A 20,571-nucleotide genomic window follows, 5' to 3' on the forward strand; every position below is an offset into this window, starting at 1 on the left:
CTGTTCAATGTACATTGAACAGCCCTTATATTTTTATTATAATAATTTATAAAATCTTAATCTTCCTCTTCTCCATCTCCATCCCAGTATTCCAAAAACTCCTTTATGAGCTTGGCCGAATTGGCTTTCTTTGTCCAAGAAATAGGCGTATCTTCAAAATCTCGCTGGTGAATAATGATAGGAATATTACGTCCAAATACCTTTTCTACCTCCCCGTCGTCCAACAATCGTTTGGCGAGAGCTATCACCTCTTTGATAAAGTCTTTACCAAACTTATCACCTTTTTTGAGGAGTTTGTCGTAAAGTTCTTCATCTTCTTCTATGGCGCGGTCGTTTTCCTCATCAGAATAAAAATAAGGGGTTTTAGCAAACCACTGCTTGAGCAATTTGTCTTTTTTACCTCCTACGGTTTCCACTTCTGTTTGTAACCAATAATCAAAATTCCACTTGGCATCTTCTTTCGAAGTGGCGTTGTAACTCTCTTCTTTTACATTTGAAAGGGTATTATAGCCCAGTGTAATTTTAGGAAATCGCAAGTCATCATCGTCACACGTATAACAAAAAGACAGTGCATAGACTTCTTTTTTATCCTCTTCATTTGCAATTTCTTGAATTGCATTTTTCAACTTCTCGCAACTCTTCTCTGTAAAGTTTTTTAGTTCCTTTTCCACTATAAAATATTGATATTTTAATTTCTATTTGCTTTTAATGATTTTTTCAAAATGTCTGCAAAAGTAACTATTTTATTTTACATAGCGTAATTTTTGAGCTTTTTTTTTTCATTTCAGATAATGAATAAAGAAACGAGCTTTTTAAGATACTATTTTATACAAATTCGTAAGTTTTAGTGCTACCGTTTCATCAAAGGAAGTCGTATTCTTCACTTGTATGTCGGCGTCTTTATGCTGAATGGTGAGTGTGAGTTGCAAAATAGGGTGAGTAATGGGGTTGATAAGCGCCATAAACTTCACATTGGTAGTTTTGGCTAAAAAGAGTTTATGCCCTGTAATTTCCTCAGTAAGGTTCTTGATTATTTGCATCATACACACTCCTGGTGTAATAGGATTACCAGGAAAGTGCCCTTTGAAGATAGCGTGTTGAGGGTTGAGGGTAAGGGTGCAGAGATAGTTTTCTGCGTCTTGCTTTTCTAAGCTATTGAGGGTATAAAATTCTTTTAACATTTTTGAGAATAAGCAATTAATGATTTATAATTAAGGGTTCTAAAACTATTTTAATAGTAAAGGTGTGATGTTCTATGGTTATGTTGTTGCTATTATAGGTAAAAGTAGTGTATAGTTTCTTACCTTGCATATTGAGCTGTTTGGAGAGGTTGGTTCCTGAGGTAAACAAATAAACGGCATCATTCCCATCTTTGCTTTGTTGTACTTCGATAGTGCCATTGGTGTATTTTTGAGTAACCTGCCAATAGGTTTTAAGAAGGTGCTTAAAGTCAGTGGTGAGGGTACGAATGATGATTTTCCTATTGAGGTCGGGGGTTATATAATTGGTCTTTATCTTTCCGTTTTGGTTTTCAAAATCGAAAAGCGTATTACCAAAGTCGGTAGTAAGGGCTACTCGCCACGTATTATCTGCGGTAATTTTAGCTACTAAGAGTCCGTTGAAAGTGTGACCATAAGCGGTAATGGTAGCGCGATAGAGGTACTCCTCCCCTACCCTTATGTGGGGATTGGCTATCGTTGTTGGCGTTGTAACCATTGATTGGTATTCAGCAGGAAGATTATAAGAAGGTGAGCAGCTGCTAAGGCTAAGCAATATAGCAAACAAACTACATTTTAAAATTTGCTTCATCAATTTTTGTATTTAGTTTTTTATTGCTGAATAAGATTTCAGTGTAGTCTTTAGAAGGTTCAATGAGTCTTACACGTTCCACGACACTATCGACATCAAAATACAGATGTATTTCACTCACATATTTCAAAAACATCTTATCCTTGGGCAATAGTTTTACCAATGTAGCTTTGCCCGATTTGGCAAAGGTCATCGCAAATTCTTTCTCGTTGAACATATCACCACTGATAGAACTCACAATGAGGTTATTTATTTTTTTGAAGACTTTATTATCAGCTTTCATCTGTGAGACATTACCTGCATCGTTCACCGTGATATTGTCTTTTTGAAAAATAATGCGATATTGGTAAGGCTTCGTGTATTGCCAATTCAGTTTGTCGGGTTTAGCAAATGCCATTTTTCCAAAAGTCTCAATATCCTTACTCATAAAATCCAAGTGTTTTTTCTGAGTAAAATCCGCTTGCATTGTTTGGATTGACTTGTTTTTAGCAATAGTTTGCGTTTTGAAGTCTCGTATTTGGGCTTCTGTAAGGGCTTGAGCACTGATTGTTAAAGGTGCAACACAAATAAGGAATATTAAGAGTTTTTTCATTCTAAATTATTTATAATTGTATAGTTATTTTCTTTGAGATACTGCAATAAGCGTTCCAAAACGGTGAGGGTATGAGGCAGACGGTCGTGCATCAGGATAATATTGCCGTTGGTAAGTTTGCGCACGATGCGATGAAAAAGCTTGTCTTCGTTGTGTATTACGGTATCTAATGAGCGTACATCCCAACCTATGGCTTTTTTAGCTGTTGCCCGAATTGCTCTAGCAACGGGTGGTGAGGTGATTCCGTATGGAGGTCGGAAATATGGGGTAACGATATCCAAGTGCGCCAATGCTTCATCGGTATGGCGAATTTCGTTGGCAAGGGCTTTTGCGTGCAGAATATTTTTAGGTTGATGGGTGAAGGTATGGTTTGCCACTAAATGACCTTCGGCTTGCATACGTTTGACGACCTCTGGATACTTTTGTATTTGTTCACCTACACAAAAAAAGACTGCTTTGGCGTTGTATTGCTGCAATAGATCTAAGAATTGTGGTGTGAGTTCTGAGGGACCATCATCAAAAGTTAGCGCTACTGTTTTTACTGGACGCCCCTTTAAGAAGTATTGTGTTTTAACAAAATAAGAGAGGCGGATATCGAATACGCCCCAAGAGGTAATGCCTAAAAACAACACTATTAATAACACATATACCCACCAAGGAGCATTTTGTATAAATGCTGTTACAAGAGTAGCTACAAATATTGCAATTATAAAAAGATGTTTGTTCAATGTTTAAATAATATAGAGTTGATACTTTGTTAAGGAAAACCTCACACGGATTTCACGGATTTACACTAATTTGATTTGGCTTAAAATACTTTACAATGTATTTACTTACGAATGTCTTAAGTGAATTAAATATTTTGTATCAGTTTTTTTATACAATGAAAGTATATTTATATTAAGCACGGCAAAAATAACATACATTTTACTTCCTTACAAATATTTTAATTACTTTTTCCCGAAACGTAGAAAATAAGTTTTTATTAAAAATCTTTTTACTCTTTTAGTACAAAACTTTCTTCTTAAAAATTAAATAAGAACAATTTCATTATCAATCTTAATATGTTATTTATGTAAGCACCTATCTTTCAAAGAGAAATTTCACACATAACTTCATATTTTATCAGCTCTAATGAGGAAGGTTAAATATTATTAAAATACTCGTATGCTGATAAATACAACAAATATAGAAAGAAATGAAACCTTCTGAAAAGTTTAATTTTGAAAGGAGCTTACTAAATATCATAATAAATACAGCTCAAAATAAATATAGCTCAAACTTTGGCAACCTCTTTACAACGAAAAAGCGACCCTAAAAGTCGCTTTTTTTATTTTTTCAAAAGTACAAAACTAAAATCTTTGCCTCTATATGAATTTACTAATAAAATATATTGTATAGGGGTGGAGAGAGTAAGCTCGCAAATGGTGGGAAGGGTTTGCTTTTGTAGTACTTGGCAAGCCAACCAAAGTCCGAAGGCTGAGGCTGTGTAATACTCACTACTCAAGGTTTTGTAGTGCAAGGTAGGGCGTTGCCAAGAACGATTTTCTGCTTCACCAGTAAGTATCAAATCTATATTAGAGAGGGTAAGATGGTGGCGAGAAAGAAAGTCGTTAAGGGCTGTTTGTTGTTGCTCGGGGGTGAGTTCATTGTACAAAGCTACATCCACAAGTTCTCCATAGGTATTGGGGGTAGCTTCTGCTGATAAAGCAAAGAAACTTGCGCCTTCCCCTTTTTGGTCAAACCCTACTAAATCATATAAATACAAAGTGTGCGGACTGTGTTCATCTACACCTCCTACCAAAGCCGTATTGATAGTATCTTGCTCCATTTGCATTTTAGCATCTAATAAAGCTGATTCAAATGATACAGCCCCATTTACATAGGTAAAGTTTTCTCCTTTGCACTGTAACAAAAGGGCTATCTGTCCGGCAACAGTATTATGAGTAGATTGTATAAAAGCCGTGGGAGTGAGGTGCTCCTCGTTGTCGTTGATAAGCACTGTAAGGAATTTTTCAGAATCTTGTAGGCACCCCATACCGGTACCCACCAAAATAGCATCAAGGGTAGAGATATGCGCTTCTTTTAGAGCTTCGGCAGCAGTAGCTATAGCCATTTTTACGCCTTTAGCCATACGACGACTAGCATTAGGGGCTATATATTCTTTATAAGAAGGTTCTTGAGCGTAACACACTTCCTCTGGAGTAACTTTTAGGGCTTCATCGAGGAAATGAGGTGTTAAGAAAGTAGGTTGAGCCGAGATACAGGCTATTCCATTGATATAAGACTTCATTCAATTAACAATTTACAATTAATAATTAACAATTTAGGAGTTAGAAATTAGGGATTAGGAATTAGTATTAGTGTTCGGCAAAACTTGTGATGCTTTTTTCACTCTCAAATACGATACCAGTCCTAACAACAGCACTATACCCACAGCATAATACACAAAAGCAGGGGTGATAATTTTATCGCCTGTGGCATAGCTGTGCATACCTGTAAGGTAGAAATTCACACCAAAATAAGTCATTAGGATACTGCCAAAGGCAACAATGCTCATAAAGTTGAACACCCATCGTCCACGCCAATGGGGTATCAAGCGCAGGTGTATCACCAAGGCGTAAACCATAATGCTAATCAATGCCCAAGTTTCTTTAGGATCCCATCCCCAATAACGTCCCCAGCTTTCGTTTGCCCACATACCACCCAAAAAGTTGCCTATGGTGAGCATTACGAGTCCTACTGTAAGAGCTAATTCGTTTACAATAGTGAGTTCTTGTTGTATAAGGTTGATTTTATGAGCATTCTTTTGAGTAGTAACTATCATCAGTAGGAGGTTGATAATACCTAATAGCATTCCTAAGGCAAAAGGTCCATAACTACCTACAATCACGGCAACGTGCAACATCAGCCAATAGCTATTGAGTACGGGTTGGAGGGTTCCAATAGCAGGATCCATCCAATTCCAGTGAGCGATCATCAGTATCATAGCGGTTACAAAAGCGGTGGCAGCAACCGTGAGGGGGGAACGTCGCGAAAAGAAAAGTCCTACCCCAATAGCCGACCACCCTACATATATCATACTCTCATAAGCATCGCTAAAAGGTGCGTGACCTGAAAGATACCAACGAACGGCAAGTCCTACAGTATGCAGGATAAAACAGAGCCACAGTAAGACTATACCTATTTGGGTAAGTCTTCTAAAAATTTGTTTTGGTATAAAAATATGCCATAGTAATACTATAAATAACACTGTGCCAAGATACAAATACGCTTGAAAGAGTTGTTCAAAAATGTTGATGCGATTGTACCATAATTCGGTTTGTACTTTGGCAGGTGAGGGCAATACCTCAGCCGAGTAAAATTCTTGTTGTAGTTTGATATTGTTGAGCACCTTATCAGCTTTGCTATAATTGCCTGTTTTAGAGGCTTGTTGTAGCAAGATAAGGTAAGCTGGTAATGCGTTTTTTACAAATTGTTTATACAGTGGGTCGGTGATTTGGAGGGTGTCGTTTACGTAATCTAAATGCGAAATCCACTTATGATTAGGGTCATTAGGCACAGGGAAGACCTTAAAAATATCACCTTGTAACGCTCTGTTAAGCAACCCAATACGTTGGTCTACTTCCTTAAAATCTTTTTGAAATTGGTTAGGAGTATTCGTGTTGTAAATATCTTTCAGCAAAGGGGAGAGCTTGTACTGTCCATTTGCATCAAAAAAATCTTTAGGCTTTACCCATTTGGTTCCTTCGGGGACTCCCAAAAAGTGATGTAAACTGTCATTAGCTTTCTTCAAATAGATAATGTCCGACTCATACCACGCTTGCGGACTGAGGAGCATAGAAAGCAAGACTTGATCGGAAGTAAGCCCTTTATAAGTATCGTGTTTGCTAAGTTTTCGTAAGAGTTCTGAAGAGAAGGTATTCACGGGCTTAAAGCGCCCATCATCTTGAATGAGCATTGCACCAAACTTTTCAGCGTGCGCTTTGTCGGGTACTACCATAGGAGTTTGGGCTGTAGCCAAAGAGCCAAAACATAATGCCAAAACGATTGCAACCCTTTTAGCTTGTAGGTCTTTAAGTTGCTGATTGAGTTTCCTAAATCGGGATTTGCCTACAAACATAAACGCCAGCAAACTGCCGAAGAGCAGTATATAACCTACGTAAGTGATGAGGGTACCCCAAAAGTCACGATTTACCGAGAGTATAGTACCTTGTTCATCGGGGTGAAAAGAAGATTGAAACAAACGATAACCTTGATAATTGAGGATATGGTTCATCTCAATATCATAAGGAAAGCTCTCCCCTCCCCCATTCACGGTTACTTTGCTTTTAAAGGAAGCATAACTATTCTCGGTACCAGGGTATTTTTCGGCTATAAAATCGTTGAGGGTAAGACTGAAAGGCAACTTCTCTTCACGTGCTCCATAGCTTAGATGAAACTGCAAGCCGTTCAAAGTGATAGTAGTAGGAGGGTGTTGCACACCGCGTTTGCCCATTACTGTTACTTCTTTGCGCTGATTACCTGAAACAACTTCCAATACCAAGACATTCATCTCCTTGCCTATACGTTTAAACGATTTATAGGTAATGCTAAAAGGTTTGCCTTTAAAGTCAGACGACCACTGATAATGATTAGAGGTATATGAAGAAAAAAGCACCTCTTTTTGTTTCTTTTTGCGCAAGGGAGCTCCTTGATAAGTGCCATCTACCATTGCAGTGATATAAGTGCGATCGGAGAGGTAAGTATTTATAGTTTCTCCTTCGCGTAGAGAAATCATACCTTCATCACCAAAATAACGCGTAACTCCAGCCCCTACGATGATAAACACCCACGAGAGGTGCAACACCAGCACCGCCCAATTCTCTCTTTTGAGCAATCGATAGCGAGAGATATTCCCTATAAAATTTACCACAAAAAGCCCCATTATCGCCTCAAACCACCAAGTGTTATACACCCAAATGCGGGCGGTATCGGTATCGCAGTCGTTTTCTATAAAAGTTCCTACTGCCATAGCTATAGCAAAAGCAATGAAGAGAATTGCCATCAGCTTGGTAGAATAAAGGAAAGAGATGAATCTGCGTACTATCATAATTGGGGGCAAAGGTAGTGAGTAATTAACAAATTAGCAAATTCTTCAATTAACTAATGAAGAGAGCTGAGAATTCGGAAGAAAACAAAAAGGTTCGGAAGATGTTTTTTAGTGAAAAATTAAAAAATAGCTTCTGGAGGAATATAGTTAGCTTATACAAAGCTTATAGGAAGCTTGAACGAATCTTGGACGATTGGTATACAATAGCTATATAAAAGTTGAGAATTAGTAGTTAAGAATTAAGATAAAGAAGAGGTTTGGGCGAAGGTAAAGTGATAAAAAACGAAAGGAACTACCTAAAAAGGCAGTTCCTTAATTGTATAACTATAAAATTACTTATTTACAATTGATAAGCTGTTTGAGTGCACTCATTTCTTTATATTTCTCACGAGCTTCACCAGCAGGATAACCAAAGTAAGTTTGTCCACCCTCTAAGGATTTAGAAATACCACTTTGGGCTAAAATTACTGCTTTTTCACCTATGGTGATACCGCTAGTCATCCCTACTTGTCCCCAAATAGTTACTTCATTTTCTATTACCACACAACCAGCAATTCCTGTTTGTGAAGCAATGAGACACTTCTCTCCTACTACCGTATCGTGACCTATATGCACTTGATTATCTATCTTTGTTCCTTTTTTGATAGTGGTATCACCTGTTACTCCTCTATCAATGGTACAAAGAGCGCCTAAATCCACATTGTCCTCAATTACTACACGTCCGCCTGACTTGAGTTTATCAAAACCTTCGGGGCGTTTTTTGTAATAAAAAGCATCTGCTCCGAGCACTGTACCGGCGTGAATAGTTACATTATCACCTATCACACAATCGTCGTAGATACTCACATTAGAATGAATACGACAGTTGTTGCCTATTACTACATTGTTACCCAAAAAAGTACCTGGTTGCACTACTGTATTTTCACCTATACGAGCTGAAGGGGCTATAAGTGCAGTTGCTTTTTGAAAAGGTTTAAAAAAGTCGGTGAGTTTATTAAAATCGCGAAAAGGGTCATCGGATATTAAAAGGGCTTTCCCTTCAGGACATTCTACTTCTTTGTTGATAAGTACAATAGTAGCCTTAGAATGCAAAGCCTTCTCGTAATACTTAGGATGGTCTACAAAGACTATATCACCTGCTTGTACTACGTGAATTTCGTTCATTCCAAGTACAGGAAAATCTTCTGCACCTACGTATTTCGCATTGATGATAGTAGCTATTTGCTTAAGGGTATAAGGCTGTGAGAAACGCATAATTAGTCTTTCATTCTTTCGACGTAAGTACCTTTTTCAGTTTCTACCTTAATACGGTCACCTTCGTTGATGAAAAGAGGTACATTCACAATAGCTCCTGTTTCTACAGTAGCAGGTTTGGTAGCATTAGTAGCTGTATTACCTTTTACTCCTGGTTCTACGTGCGTAACAGTAAGGATAACGTTAGCAGGCATTTCAACTGAAAGCGGTGTTTCGTCTTCGGCATTGAAGATTACCATCACGGTTTCACCTTCTTTAAGTAAATCGGGGTAATCGAGCATATCTTTGCGAATATGCACTTGGTTGAAGTCGTCGTTGTTCATAAATACAAACTCATCGCCTTCGGCATACAAATATTGGAAAGAACGAGTTTCGACACGTACATCTTCAATTTTGTGACCAGCAGAGAAAGTGTTGTCAAGAATTTTACCTGTGGTAACACTTTTGAGTTTGGTACGCACAAAAGCAGGACCTTTACCTGGTTTTACGTGTAGGAATTCAATGATTTTGTAGATATCGTGATTGAAGCGAATGCACAATCCTTTTTTAATGTCTGCGGTTGTTGCCATTTATTCTATTTTAAATTATTTGTTTTTTGTTTTAAGTTCTTACTCTTTTATTAATTCACCGTGATAGCCTTTCATAATACCGTGCTGTGAGCGACGCACGAATTGCAATATCTCATCGCGTTCTACGGTGGCTTCCATTTCAGCTTCTATATAGTCCAAAGCGTGAGAGGTACTGAGTTTCTTTTGGAAAAGTACACGGTAAATATCTTGTATCTCACGTATTTTCTCAGTAGTAAATCCACGACGATGTAACCCTATAGAATTCACTCCTACATAAGAAAGTGGATTGCGTGCGGCCTTTACATAAGGAGGAACATCTTTACCTACAAGCGAACCTCCTGTTACAAAAGCATAACTCCCTATAGAACAAAACTGATAAACAGCAGTCATTCCTGCCATTACAGCACAATCACCTACAGTTACGTGTCCTGCAAGAGTAGTACCATTAGAGAAAATACAATTGTCCCCCACAATACAATCGTGAGCGATATGAGAGTAAGCCATTATCAAGCAATTGTTGCCTACTACAGTTCTCATACGGTCGACGGTACCTTTATTGATGGTTACACACTCTCTGATAGTAGTATTATTGCCTATGTGAGTAGTGGTTTCTTCACCTTTATACTTGAGGTCTTGTGGAATGGCTGAAATTACAGCTCCAGGAAAAATTTTGCAGTTTTTCCCAATACGCGCTCCCTCCATAATGGTTACGTTAGGTCCTATCCAAGTGCCCTCACCTATTTCTACATTTTTACTGATAGTAGTAAAAGGCTCTATCACTACATTTTTAGCGATTTTGGCATCGGGGTGGACATAAGCCAAAGGTTGAATCATATACTTTTATTTTACTTTAACAATTTGAGCCATTAGCTCAGCTTCCGTAGCCAACTTCCCGTTCACATAAGCGTAAGCTTGCATATGGCAAATACCACGGCGAATAGGCGTTAGCAATTCTAACTTGAATATAAGGGTATCCCCTGGCACTACTTGTACCTTGAACTTTACATTGTCTATTTTCATAAAGTAAGTGAGATAGTTTTCGGGGTCAGGAACAGTACTAAGTATTAATACTCCTCCCGTTTGTGCCATTGCTTCTATTTGGAGTACTCCAGGCATCACAGGAGCTCCTGGGAAGTGCCCTACGAAGAAAGGTTCATCCATTGTTACATTCTTTAAACCTACGACGTGTTTATCGGAAAGTTCAAAGATTTTATCTACCAACAAGAATGGCGGACGGTGAGGTAACAACTTCATTATATCAACAGTATTGAGTAACGGCGGTTGATTGATATCTATAGAAGGAACGTTGTTACGACGTTCATTTTTTATAATCTTAGAAAGTTTTTTAGCAAATTGGGTATTGGTGAAGTGTCCAGGTTTAGTAGCAATTACTTTACCACGAATGCGTGTACCTACCAATGCCAAATCCCCTATTACATCCAATAGTTTATGACGAGCAGCTTCGTTAGGGTAATGCAAAGTAAGATTATCAAGCACTCCGTTAGGTTTCACTGAAATATTATCTTTGTTGAAAATCTTTTTGAGTTTCTGCATCGTACTATCAGAAATTTCTTTATCTACATATACGATAGCATTATTCAAATCTCCTCCTTTGATAAGACCGTGGTCGAGTAAAGCTTCGAGCTCGTGCAAGAAACTAAAAGTGCGAGCATCAGCTATTTCGGTTTTAAATTCGGAAAGTTTATTGAGGTAAGCATTTTGGGTGCCCAAAATCTTAGTACCAAAATCTACCATTGTAGTCACTTGGTATTCCTCGGCAGGAATGAGAGTAATCTCACTACCTGTTTCTTCATTTACGTAAGTAATTACTTGTTTTACTATATACTCATCACGCTCTGCATCTTGAGGAGTGATACCCGCTTTTTCTATAGCTTCTACAAAATATTTAGAAGAACCATCCATAATGGGAGGTTCAGAGGAGTTGAGCTCAATAATCACATTATCCAAATCCATACCGACGAGCGCTGCTAAGATGTGCTCACAGGTTTGGATTTTCACCCCTTTTTTCTCTAAAACAGTACCACGTTCTGTACTTGCTACATAGGTAGCATCCGCTTCGACAACGGGGTTTCCCTCTAAATCGGTACGTACAAAGGTAAAACCATTGCCTACTGGTGCAGGTTTGAGCACCATTTTTACTTGTTTACCAGTATGTAACCCAATACCTTCTAAGGTAATTTCTTTGGATAAAGTATTTTGCTTTACCATAGTGTATTTATTTTAATTTTTTTTCTAATTCTTCTAAGCGTTTAAGCAAGTTAGGTAATTTTCTAAAAATAACATAAGCTTTGTTGTATTCAGCGTGCCCCAAAGCGGGAGAGCCTTGTATCGCTTCGTCGTCTTTAAGGTTACGACCTACCCCTGTTTGGGCTTGTATTTTCACTCGATTGCCTATTACTAAGTGACCTACGATTCCCACTTGACCACCTATCATACAATTTTCGCCTACTTTAGTTGAGCCAGCGATACCTGTTTGGGCAGCAATCACTGTATTTTTACCTATTTCTACATTGTGGGCAATATGTATTTGGTTGTCTAACTTTACTCCCTTACGAATGATAGTAGAGCCTAAAGTTGCACGATCTATAGCTGTTTCTGCACCTATATCTACAGAATCTTCAATAACGACATTACCTATCTGTGGCACTCTGCTGAACTCTCCTTTTTCATTGGGCTGGAAGCCAAATCCGTCAGCACCTAATACTACTCCACTGTGGAGCATACAATTTTTGCCTATGACAGTTTCGGAATATATTTTACAGCCTGCAAAAATAGTAGTCCCCTCACCTACTGATGAGTTATCACCTATGTAAGTGTTAGGATAGATTTTCACATTATCGCTTACCACTACATTTTCGCCAATATACACAAAAGCTCCTATATATACATTTTGTCCTATTTTAGCAGATGAAGCGATAAACGAAGGTTGTTCTATACCTACTTTATTCATTTTCACTTGATTGTAAAATTCTAAGAGTTTAGTAAAAGCGGCATAAGCATCGTCTACTCTCACTAAGGTTGCTGATATTTTATCTTCAGCCTCAAAGTCCTTATTTACAATCACTATAGATGCTTGAGTAGTATAGATAAAATGTTTGTATTTAGGGTTTGCCAAAAAAGATATACTCCCTTCACTTCCCTCTTCAATTTTTGAAAGTTTATAGACTTCAATTTGGGGATTTCCTTCTACTTCACCGCCGAGTACATTGGCTATTTGTAATGCTGTAAATTTCATTTAATTAGTTTATAATCAAAACGATATAAAGCAATATTTATATGTTTTTGTCTTAAAAAAAGGTTGTTTTTCGCAACAAAAATATAAAAATTATTTCATATAGCACTATTTTTGCTATTTTTTTTCTCTATTGGTAATTTTACTCCCTCCTTTTCTACCTTACTTTGGATAGCAAATATAGTATCGTTCAGTTACTTGTGAAAGAGGTTCTAAATTGATAGCTTCAGAGGTTTTAGTAAGATCTACTACTCTTCCATTTTTGGTAAGAATCTTAATTATTTCCTTTCCTGGATTATACGCTCTGTTAGTCATCACTCCTGTAAAGACAAAGTACTTCATATCTTTTTCGCCTACTCCTTTGGCAACTGATAGTTTCTGCAGTCTCTTTATCTTCTGTTCTTCAAAATCGTTCAATCTGACTTTTATTTTTAGCAAATCGCGATTGAGCAACATTTTGCTGAGTTTAGAAAGGACTACATCAGGGTGAAACTGCCATTCTTTCATTGCCGAAATAATATCTGTATCGTCTAAACGAGCAAACATCTCAAGTACTTCTTGTGAGAAATTATCTTTGGATATCTTGTTTTTCACAAAGAAAGCTAAGGCGGTGGACATAGTCAGTTCTTGTCCTTGTTTTACCAACTCTTTGGCGCGATTGAGCAACCTGATGAGTATCTGCTCGGCTACTACGCTAGTTTTGTGCAGATACACTTGCCAATACATTAAGCGGCGAGCTATTAGGAATTTTTCTACTGAGTACAAGCCTTTTTCTTCGACTACTAATTCGTCGTTGCGTACGTTAAGCATTGAAATAAGGCGTTCAGAATTTATATTCCCCTCGGCGACTCCTGTGTAAAAACTATCGCGTTTGAGGTAATCGGCTCTATCCATATCCAACTGACCAGAGATGAGTTGATGCATAAACTTACGAGGGTAAGTACCTTGAAATATTGCTATAGCGGTATCTAATTTGCCATTGAATACCTTGTTAAGCTCTTGCATAAAGAGAAGAGAGATTTCCTCGTGAGAAATACCTTCGACAATGCTGTGTTCCATTGCGTGAGAAAAAGGTCCGTGCCCTATGTCGTGCAACAATATGGCAATATAGAGTCCTTCAGCCTCTTTTTCAGAGATTTGTATACCTTTAAAGCGCAACATTTCTACTGTTTTCTGCATCAAGAACACACACCCCAATACGTGCTCAAAACGAGTGTGTTTAGCCCCAGGGAACACCAAATACGAAAGTCCCATTTGATTGATACGCCTGAGCCGCTGGAAATAAGGATGCTCAATAATATCGAACACCAGAGTGCTGGGGATATGGATAAACCCATAAATAGGGTCGTTGATAATTTTTAGCTTATTTCTTGACCGCATTGAACTGTTTGTTTTTTAACCACTCGGCAGTAGCTTGATAAGTACCAATACAAGCATCGGCTTGTTCTTTATTCACATTATTTTCTTTTATTTGCTTATAAAACAACGGATACTCTTGTGAGGGTTGTTCGGCTTCTTTGTGCAAACTGTATTGAGTGGTTTTTCTCAAAGGTGATATAATAGTGAGTTTATCAGGGGTTAAGTAACCTAAATCCTGATAAGTAGCAATATAAGCGCGTGGCTGATAGCCTTCTTTTAGTACATCTTGCCCTATGAACTTAGAGGTATAATTGAAATTTAGCAAACCAAAAACGGTAGGCATCACATCTATTTGTGATACCATTATATCTATTTTCTTAGGAGTGATAAAATCGGCAACAATAAAACAAGGAATGCGATAACCATCTAAAGGCAATTCGGTACTACCTGCACTCGATGCACAGTGATCGGCTACAATCACAAAAAGAGTATTTTTGTACCAATCTTGTTGTTTTGCCATCTCAAAGAATCGTTTGAGCGCATAATCGGTATATTTTACTCCACCTGCACGTCGTTTCTCAGTAGGAGGAATATCAATTTTACCTTCAGGATAAGTAAACGGACGGTGATTACTTACTGTCATCCAGTGATTAAAGAATGGTTTGCCTGCTTTAGCTTGTTCATTCATCACCTTTATAGCTTTGTTTGCCATATCTTCATCGCAAACACCCCATATATTGGAAAAAGTTACTTCTTCTGGAGTAAAGCTCTTGTTATCTATAATATCGTAACCATTACCACTGAAGAAATCCTTCATATTATCAAAATAACTATCACCTCCATAGAGATATTTCACATCATACCCTTTGCTTTTGAACACACTGCCTGTGGTAAACTTATTTTTATTATCCTTACGCTTCACCACGCTTTCTCCTGGGGTAGGCGGAATACAAAGAGTAAGCGCTTCCAGACCACGTACTGTACGGTTACCTGTAGCATACAAATTAGTAAAAAACAAGCTGTTATTAGCTAAGCTATCCAAGAAAGGCGTACGATTATCGGCATTGCCATACATTGTAAGGTATTCTGCCGAAAGACTCTCTACTGAAATGAGGAGCACATTGCGGTGTACTTCGGTAGTATCGCCTACAATTTTTCGTTCGAGGGCAGGAGCATTGAGTTGTTTGAGCACAATGCTTTCAGCCTCTTTATCTGGCAAGGTAGGATAAAACTGAAAGAAATCTAACTCACTATGGGTAAAAGCGTAATAAAACTTGTAAACACCATTACTTTGTATTTCTTGAGCAAAAGTATTTTCGGCAGTCATAGCATCAAGCTGGGGTAATCTCCACATTCCTATAAGCACTAACAGTAAATAGGGCACTACTATAACCGTTTTTTCAAAGAGGGTAGGTATTGTTTTGAGCGCACTCTTAGTCTTGAGAAATAAATATATAGTAATTGCCAATACTACTACAAAAACCCCTGTAAATAAAGGTACTACGGGGTAACTCTCCATTATATTACCTATCACTTCATTGGTATAAATAAGGTAATCTACTGCTATAAAGTTATAACGAATACCAAATTCATTCCAAAAGAAATATTCGCTTACTGCATTCATCACTATGGCAAATACATAGATAGCCAATGTAATAAAATACAGTGCATTGCGCAGTTGGGCTCTGTACTTAGGCAAAAAGAGTAATAAGGCAAAACACAGCGTTTTAAAGCCGAAGAAAGCTAATGCGATTTCGGGAATCACGCCCCCATATTGTGCAAATATATTGTTAGGATAAAACTGTATATAGAGTAGTATGAGGATAAATGCTCCTAAAATAATGCCTCCGTAAGGTTTTTTGTACTTTACATTGGCGATAAAGAGGAAATAAAGCATTAAAATACTACTTGCCAATACTATCACAAAAGCATCGGATAGTAAGCCTATGAAAAGCATCTTAAACACACTCCACACCGAAAATGTGGTAGCAGTAATAGGGTGCACCATAAAAACGATGCGCATCACAAACGATACGATTAGGTATAAGGCAGCTATATATGTAAAAGGCTTTATTCTTTCTAAAATGGACTTCATAGATAGTTATTTTTGAATGATAAACATTGTGATTTCTCTCTTAAAAAAAGAAACGCCTTAAAAAGACTCATAAGGCGTTTCATTTTAAAAATGAAAAATTCTTTATTTATTGATTTGTGTTAAGCATAATTGGCATTGCCAACATTAGCACTTTCTCACCCTCATCAAGTCCATCAACAGGCGTGATAAGTCCGGCGCGATTTGGCAACGACATTTCTATCAAGATTTCATCAGAGTCTAAGTTATTAATCATCTCTTTCAAGAACTTAGAGTTGAAGCCTATTTCTAAATCGTCTCCCTGATAGTTACAAGTGAAACGCTCCTCACCTTTATTGCTGTAATCTACGTCCTCAGCTGAAATTACCAAGCTAGAACCAGCTATTTTCAAGCGCACTTGGTGAGTGGTTTTATTTGAAAACAACGACAAACGGTTAATAGAACTATAGAATTGCGAACGATTTAAGATAAGTTTGTTAGGATTTTCTTTAGGAATTACCGCATCGTAGTTAGGATATTTACCATCTATAAGGCGGCAGATGAATTCCATATCGTCAAAAGAGAATTTTGCATTGCTCTCGTTGTATTCTATTGTTACTTCTGTTTCGCTACCTGCTAAAATACCTTTGAGAATGTTCAACGGTTTTTTAGGCATAATGAAATCAGCAGCTTCATTAGCTTTGACGTCTAAGCGTTCGTATTTCACTAATTTATGAGCATCAGTACCTACAAAGGTAAGTCCGTTTTCACTGAATTGGAATAAAATACCGCTCATTGTAGGACGTAAATCGTCATTTCCTGCTGCGAAGATAGTCTTTTGCACGGCAGTTGCTAATACATCGCCTATCATCGTTACTTTGCTTGCTTCAGGCAAAGCTACAGGGCGAGGGAACTCCTCTCCATCTAAATAAGCTAACGTATAATTACCGGTAGTAGAGCTAATTTCTATTACATTATTCTCTTTTACCAAAAAGGTAAGCGGTTGTTCTGAAAAGGTTTTAAGAATATCTATCAATAATTTAGCTGATACTGCTATGCTCCCTTCTGAATCTGATTCTACTTCCAAAGTACCTCTTACAGTAGTTTCCAAATCGGAAGCAGAGATAGTTAAAGAATTGGTAGACAGTTCAAACAAAAAGTTATCGAGTATAGGCATTGTATTGTTGTTATTGATTACACCGCCAAATACTTGTAACTTCTTTAATAAGTAGGAACTTGATACTATAAACTTCATATTTTTATATATTTTAAATGACAAAACTTACCCCTTTGCGGAGTAATAATGGCAAAAGTAGAAAGAATATTTGTTACTACCAAATTTTTTTAGATATTTTTTAATTTTAATGTGAGTTTGACGTAAGAAATAGTATGACTTACACTACAGAAAATCCTAACACAACAAGCAATTACAAATAGGTAGTTTCGCTGTTTTTTTTAATCTTCCACGAATTCCAAAAAATAGAAACTTTACCGACGATAGAAAAACGAATTTATAAACAACAAAGAAAGACAGTTTTTGTTTGAAGCAATCTTATACTTAGCTTATACGAATCTTATAGGAAGAACGAACAATGAACGGTGCGAGCCGCACGAGCAGATAAGCAAAAGACGGTGCGAGCCGCACGGACAAATGAACGAATGACGAACGATGAACGAACAAAAGACGAACAATAAACGAAGAAATGCTAAAGAGAAGAGGAAGATAAGATAGCGTTAATAGCTTTTTAAAAATAAAAAATAATATATTTTGCTTATTTCTATTTGTAATTAAAAAAAACTTTGTATTTTTGTGCCATTATTTTAAACATAAAATTATGGAGAAATTTGGTGATATCATCAATGTAAATACACCTGTGCTCATTTGTTTTTATTCTGAAGGTATTGAAGTTTCACTACATATGAATGCTGTATTACGCGAAGTAGTTACTATTTTGAAGGATAGAGTAAAGGTTGTGAAAGTAGACATTAACAAGAATAAAGAATTAAGTAAGGCACTGAAGATAAGTGTCTTGCCTACTGTTATTATCTTTAATAATATGAATCTTATTTGGCGGGGAGAAGGCTTTCAAGACAGTGAAGTCTTACTAATGGAACTTAACAAATTTCTGTAATTAATGATTAAAGGTCAATGATTAATGGTTAGTTCTAATTCCTAATTTCTAACATAATGAGGAATTAATAATCCTACCACTAAATCATAACTATTGATACCTTGTGATTGTTTGTTTGCTTTCAAGAATGCATCGTAGCTTGCTTTAAAAACAGGCTCAGCTTTGTTCTCATATTGTTGCCAAAACAAACGCACTTCTTTATAGTTTTCAAAGATACCTTTGTGAATTTGAGAGTGAAGGCTTTCATATTCAGTAGGGGCTACTTGAGCTACTTCATTGAGAAAATAGCGTAAGGCAAAGAGTTCTGCACTGTATTTAAAATAAGGATTATCAGTTTTTAGAGCTGCCAAATACCCTAAATAATTTGCTTCTTCTTCGGCAGCATACCCCATTTGATGTGCTATCTCGTGGCAAACAGTAATAGGCACACTATAACCTATCATCTTTCTGTTTACTTGGGCTTCATTAGTAAACGGATTCAAATACCCACTATATCCCATATAGGTAAGCAGTTTACTGTAAAGAGAAGGTTTGACGCTTTTCATTGCTTTAAAGTCTGTAACACCTTGTTTCTCCAAAGGATAGCCGTTATAAGCAATGCGATATATTTCTTTTTGTGAAAGCCAAAAGTTTACTTTAGTAGTATCATTGGTTGCCAATCGGGAATGGATTGTGTTGGCTCTGTCAATACACGTTTGTGTAGCTTTCAGCAGTTGGGCTTGTGTATATTCTTTAGAAATGTGCAAAGATTCCGATAAAGGTACCCTGAAATAGTTGAACCCCCAAAGGAAGAAAAAGGCAAAGGCAATACGTATTATTTTTGAAAATATCTTATCTAAGATTTTTAAGGGGGCTTGCCATAACTTTTTGAAGTGTTTTACTACGGCTAAAAATATACCTATAATGAGCAACGTGTATAGAATATCGCCCATAGAAAAAGGTATCCACCCGAATAAAAAGTGCAACACTTTAGCTATATATGGGTAGATACCTTTACTATAAATATGTTCTGTAACGGTAGGAAAAGTACGAAAAACAAGCCAAATAACTATGTAAATAGCAAAAACACTATATTTCCATACTTGTTTTCTTTCCATTATTTCTTATCGTCTTTACCTTCCAAGTCTCTCTCAAATTGTTTTACTTCTTTGAGTTGCTCTATAATCTTATCAATAGTTTCTTTTTTGTCTATTTCAATAGGAATTTCCACTTTAGTGTACTCCCAACGAATTACTAAATTTACTTTTTCATTAGAAATGTTCTCGAATGAGAACTCTAAAGCTTCTTGTAAATCTTTGGTTTGAGTAACAGGCACTGTAAATTCAATAGCATTCTCATTAGGGTCATAGCTATAAGCTCCCCACGCATCGGCATCGTAATTGAGAACTACCGTCCACTGGTGAGCTTCAGGAGTTACAAAAATAGCATAATCGCCCTTTTTTACCGACTTGCCACCAAATTTTACAGGCTGAAGAAAACTAATACTCGTAGCTTGATTAGCTCCTAAACGCCAAATCTTCCCATAGGGAACTAATTCGCCAAATATTTTACGCCCGCGCACACTTGGGCGACCGTAATCTACTGTAATTTGACTCACAGAAAACTGTTGTGTGATTACCTGACGCGGACTTGCCATAGGGTAGCTAAAGTTCTGCGCATAAGACGCAAGGCTTATCATAAAAACTACTATAAGGATTAGTTTCTTCATATTATTCGAAGTTTAGATTTAATAAGAACCCACGACTCTTTAAACCATTAAGGTTACTTGTCCAAGGGCTATTGGGATTATTATCGGGTATCAACTCATTATTAACTGAAAATAGGGCTCTCAGAGAAGGAGAAACTCTAAAATAAGGAGTGTAGAAGTCAATACCTAAACCTAATTCGTAGAAGAAAACATTTCTTGTAGCACGGAAAGTCTTTTCGGAATTATCAACATTTAGATTCGCATTACTACTCAAGTTAAACACCATAGAAGCTCCTGCCGTTACGTAGGGTTTTACGTTATACCAGCGCTTAGCGCTATACTTTAGCAATAATGGAATATAAATATATGTAGAAGGAACATCGCGCATCGAATCTCTCGAATCAGAGAACCCAGGGAAGATAAGAATACGCTTATTGTACACCAAACCTGGCTCAATTCGCAAATCGAGATGTTTCACTAAGCGCACAGAGCCTGTAAGACCTACGTTGAAACCTAATTTACGGTCAGTTTGTATTTCTCGCAGATTAGCTGTGCGATAATTTAAGTCGCGGTAATCTATTTTGAAGTCAAACACATTGGTACCAAAATAGTACCCCCATTGAAAGCGTTTGTCATCAAAATGTTCTAAGTTCATAATAGGCTCTTTGATTTGCCCATACAAATTCAATGCTCCTAAAAATAAGAACAACCCTATAAGACTCTTTTTAAATGTTTTCTTATTCATTTTTTATT

Annotated in this window: 19 protein-coding genes; 1 reads left to right on the forward strand and 18 read right to left on the reverse strand. The window is 37.1% G+C overall.

Features of this window, described 5'->3' with window-relative positions:
- Positions 1–56: 56 nt before the first annotated feature.
- The 15 genes from C3V44_RS03515 to dnaN all read right to left on the reverse strand — a co-directional run bounded on the left by C3V44_RS03515 (position 57) and on the right by dnaN (position 17,254).
- Positions 57–671 (reverse strand): hypothetical protein, encoded by a 615-nt coding sequence (locus tag C3V44_RS03515; protein WP_106095547.1) that lies wholly within the window; start codon positions 669–671, stop codon positions 57–59.
- Between the two features lie 141 nt (positions 672–812).
- Positions 813–1,181, reverse strand: a complete 369-nt coding sequence (locus tag C3V44_RS03520; protein WP_002671590.1) for a 3-hydroxyacyl-ACP dehydratase — start codon at positions 1,179–1,181, stop codon at positions 813–815.
- Between the two features lie 16 nt (positions 1,182–1,197).
- Positions 1,198–1,809, reverse strand: coding sequence for a DUF3261 domain-containing protein (locus C3V44_RS03525; RefSeq protein WP_106095548.1), 612 nt, complete (start codon positions 1,807–1,809; stop codon positions 1,198–1,200).
- Positions 1,787–2,401 (reverse strand): outer membrane lipoprotein carrier protein LolA, encoded by a 615-nt coding sequence (locus C3V44_RS03530; RefSeq protein ID WP_106095549.1) that lies wholly within the window; start codon positions 2,399–2,401, stop codon positions 1,787–1,789. The genes C3V44_RS03525 and C3V44_RS03530 overlap by 23 nt, the downstream gene beginning before the upstream one ends.
- On the reverse strand, positions 2,398–3,129 hold the full coding sequence (locus C3V44_RS03535) for a polysaccharide deacetylase family protein (RefSeq protein ID WP_106095550.1): 732 nt from the start codon (positions 3,127–3,129) through the stop codon (positions 2,398–2,400). Before C3V44_RS03535 ends, C3V44_RS03530 begins: the two co-directional genes overlap by 4 nt.
- A 602-nt stretch (positions 3,130–3,731) precedes the next feature.
- The gene (locus C3V44_RS03540; RefSeq protein ID WP_106095551.1) at positions 3,732–4,694 is read right to left on the reverse strand and encodes a beta-ketoacyl synthase chain length factor; all 963 of its coding nucleotides are present in this window, start codon (positions 4,692–4,694) and stop codon (positions 3,732–3,734) included.
- 54 nt (positions 4,695–4,748) lie between these two features.
- Complete coding sequence (ccsA, locus tag C3V44_RS03545) at positions 4,749–7,493, reverse strand: cytochrome c biogenesis protein CcsA (RefSeq protein ID WP_174683109.1); 2,745 nt, start codon at positions 7,491–7,493, stop codon at positions 4,749–4,751.
- 336 nt (positions 7,494–7,829) lie between these two features.
- Positions 7,830–8,747: a UDP-3-O-(3-hydroxymyristoyl)glucosamine N-acyltransferase gene (locus C3V44_RS03550; protein WP_106095552.1), complete on the reverse strand. Its 918-nt coding sequence runs from the start codon at positions 8,745–8,747 to the stop codon at positions 7,830–7,832.
- 2 nt (positions 8,748–8,749) lie between these two features.
- Positions 8,750–9,316 (reverse strand): elongation factor P, encoded by a 567-nt coding sequence (efp, locus tag C3V44_RS03555; RefSeq protein ID WP_002671577.1) that lies wholly within the window; start codon positions 9,314–9,316, stop codon positions 8,750–8,752.
- Between the two features lie 39 nt (positions 9,317–9,355).
- A complete protein-coding gene (gene lpxA / locus C3V44_RS03560; RefSeq protein ID WP_002671575.1) occupies positions 9,356–10,150 on the reverse strand; it encodes an acyl-ACP--UDP-N-acetylglucosamine O-acyltransferase in 795 nt (264 codons plus the stop codon).
- Positions 10,151–10,156: 6 nt separating this feature from the next.
- Positions 10,157–11,545 carry a bifunctional UDP-3-O-[3-hydroxymyristoyl] N-acetylglucosamine deacetylase/3-hydroxyacyl-ACP dehydratase gene (locus C3V44_RS03565; RefSeq protein ID WP_009411366.1) on the reverse strand — a complete coding sequence of 463 codons (1,389 nt, stop codon included), beginning with the start codon at positions 11,543–11,545 and terminating at the stop codon, positions 10,157–10,159.
- A gap of 7 nt (positions 11,546–11,552) precedes the next feature.
- A complete protein-coding gene (lpxD, locus tag C3V44_RS03570; RefSeq protein WP_106095553.1) occupies positions 11,553–12,572 on the reverse strand; it encodes a UDP-3-O-(3-hydroxymyristoyl)glucosamine N-acyltransferase in 1,020 nt (339 codons plus the stop codon).
- Between the two features lie 159 nt (positions 12,573–12,731).
- Positions 12,732–13,949, reverse strand: coding sequence for an HD domain-containing protein (locus C3V44_RS03575; RefSeq protein ID WP_106095554.1), 1,218 nt, complete (start codon positions 13,947–13,949; stop codon positions 12,732–12,734).
- Positions 13,933–16,023 (reverse strand): LTA synthase family protein, encoded by a 2,091-nt coding sequence (locus C3V44_RS03580; protein ID WP_106095555.1) that lies wholly within the window; start codon positions 16,021–16,023, stop codon positions 13,933–13,935. The genes C3V44_RS03575 and C3V44_RS03580 overlap by 17 nt, the downstream gene beginning before the upstream one ends.
- A 106-nt stretch (positions 16,024–16,129) precedes the next feature.
- Positions 16,130–17,254, reverse strand: coding sequence for a DNA polymerase III subunit beta (dnaN, locus tag C3V44_RS03585; RefSeq protein ID WP_106095556.1), 1,125 nt, complete (start codon positions 17,252–17,254; stop codon positions 16,130–16,132).
- A 580-nt stretch (positions 17,255–17,834) separates the two neighbouring features.
- On the opposite strand from dnaN, the gene C3V44_RS03595 reads away from it, so the two are divergent.
- Complete coding sequence (locus C3V44_RS03595) at positions 17,835–18,131, forward strand: co-chaperone YbbN (RefSeq protein ID WP_002671563.1); 297 nt, start codon at positions 17,835–17,837, stop codon at positions 18,129–18,131.
- A gap of 41 nt (positions 18,132–18,172) precedes the next feature.
- Here C3V44_RS03595 and C3V44_RS03600 read toward each other — a convergent pair whose 3' ends face one another.
- From C3V44_RS03600 to C3V44_RS03610, 3 genes are read right to left on the reverse strand one after another with little or no spacing between them, the layout of a single operon-like run.
- Positions 18,173–19,228: a DUF3810 domain-containing protein gene (locus C3V44_RS03600; RefSeq protein WP_106095558.1), complete on the reverse strand. Its 1,056-nt coding sequence runs from the start codon at positions 19,226–19,228 to the stop codon at positions 18,173–18,175.
- Positions 19,228–19,839 (reverse strand): DUF2911 domain-containing protein, encoded by a 612-nt coding sequence (locus C3V44_RS03605; RefSeq protein WP_174683110.1) that lies wholly within the window; start codon positions 19,837–19,839, stop codon positions 19,228–19,230. The genes C3V44_RS03600 and C3V44_RS03605 overlap by 1 nt, the downstream gene beginning before the upstream one ends.
- 1 nt (position 19,840) lies before the next feature.
- Positions 19,841–20,563, reverse strand: a complete 723-nt coding sequence (locus tag C3V44_RS03610; protein ID WP_009411358.1) for a porin family protein — start codon at positions 20,561–20,563, stop codon at positions 19,841–19,843.
- Between the last annotated feature and the right edge of the window lie 8 nt (positions 20,564–20,571).

This window comes from Capnocytophaga sp. oral taxon 864, from assembly GCF_002998835.1.
Classification (GTDB): domain Bacteria; phylum Bacteroidota; class Bacteroidia; order Flavobacteriales; family Flavobacteriaceae; genus Capnocytophaga; species Capnocytophaga ochracea.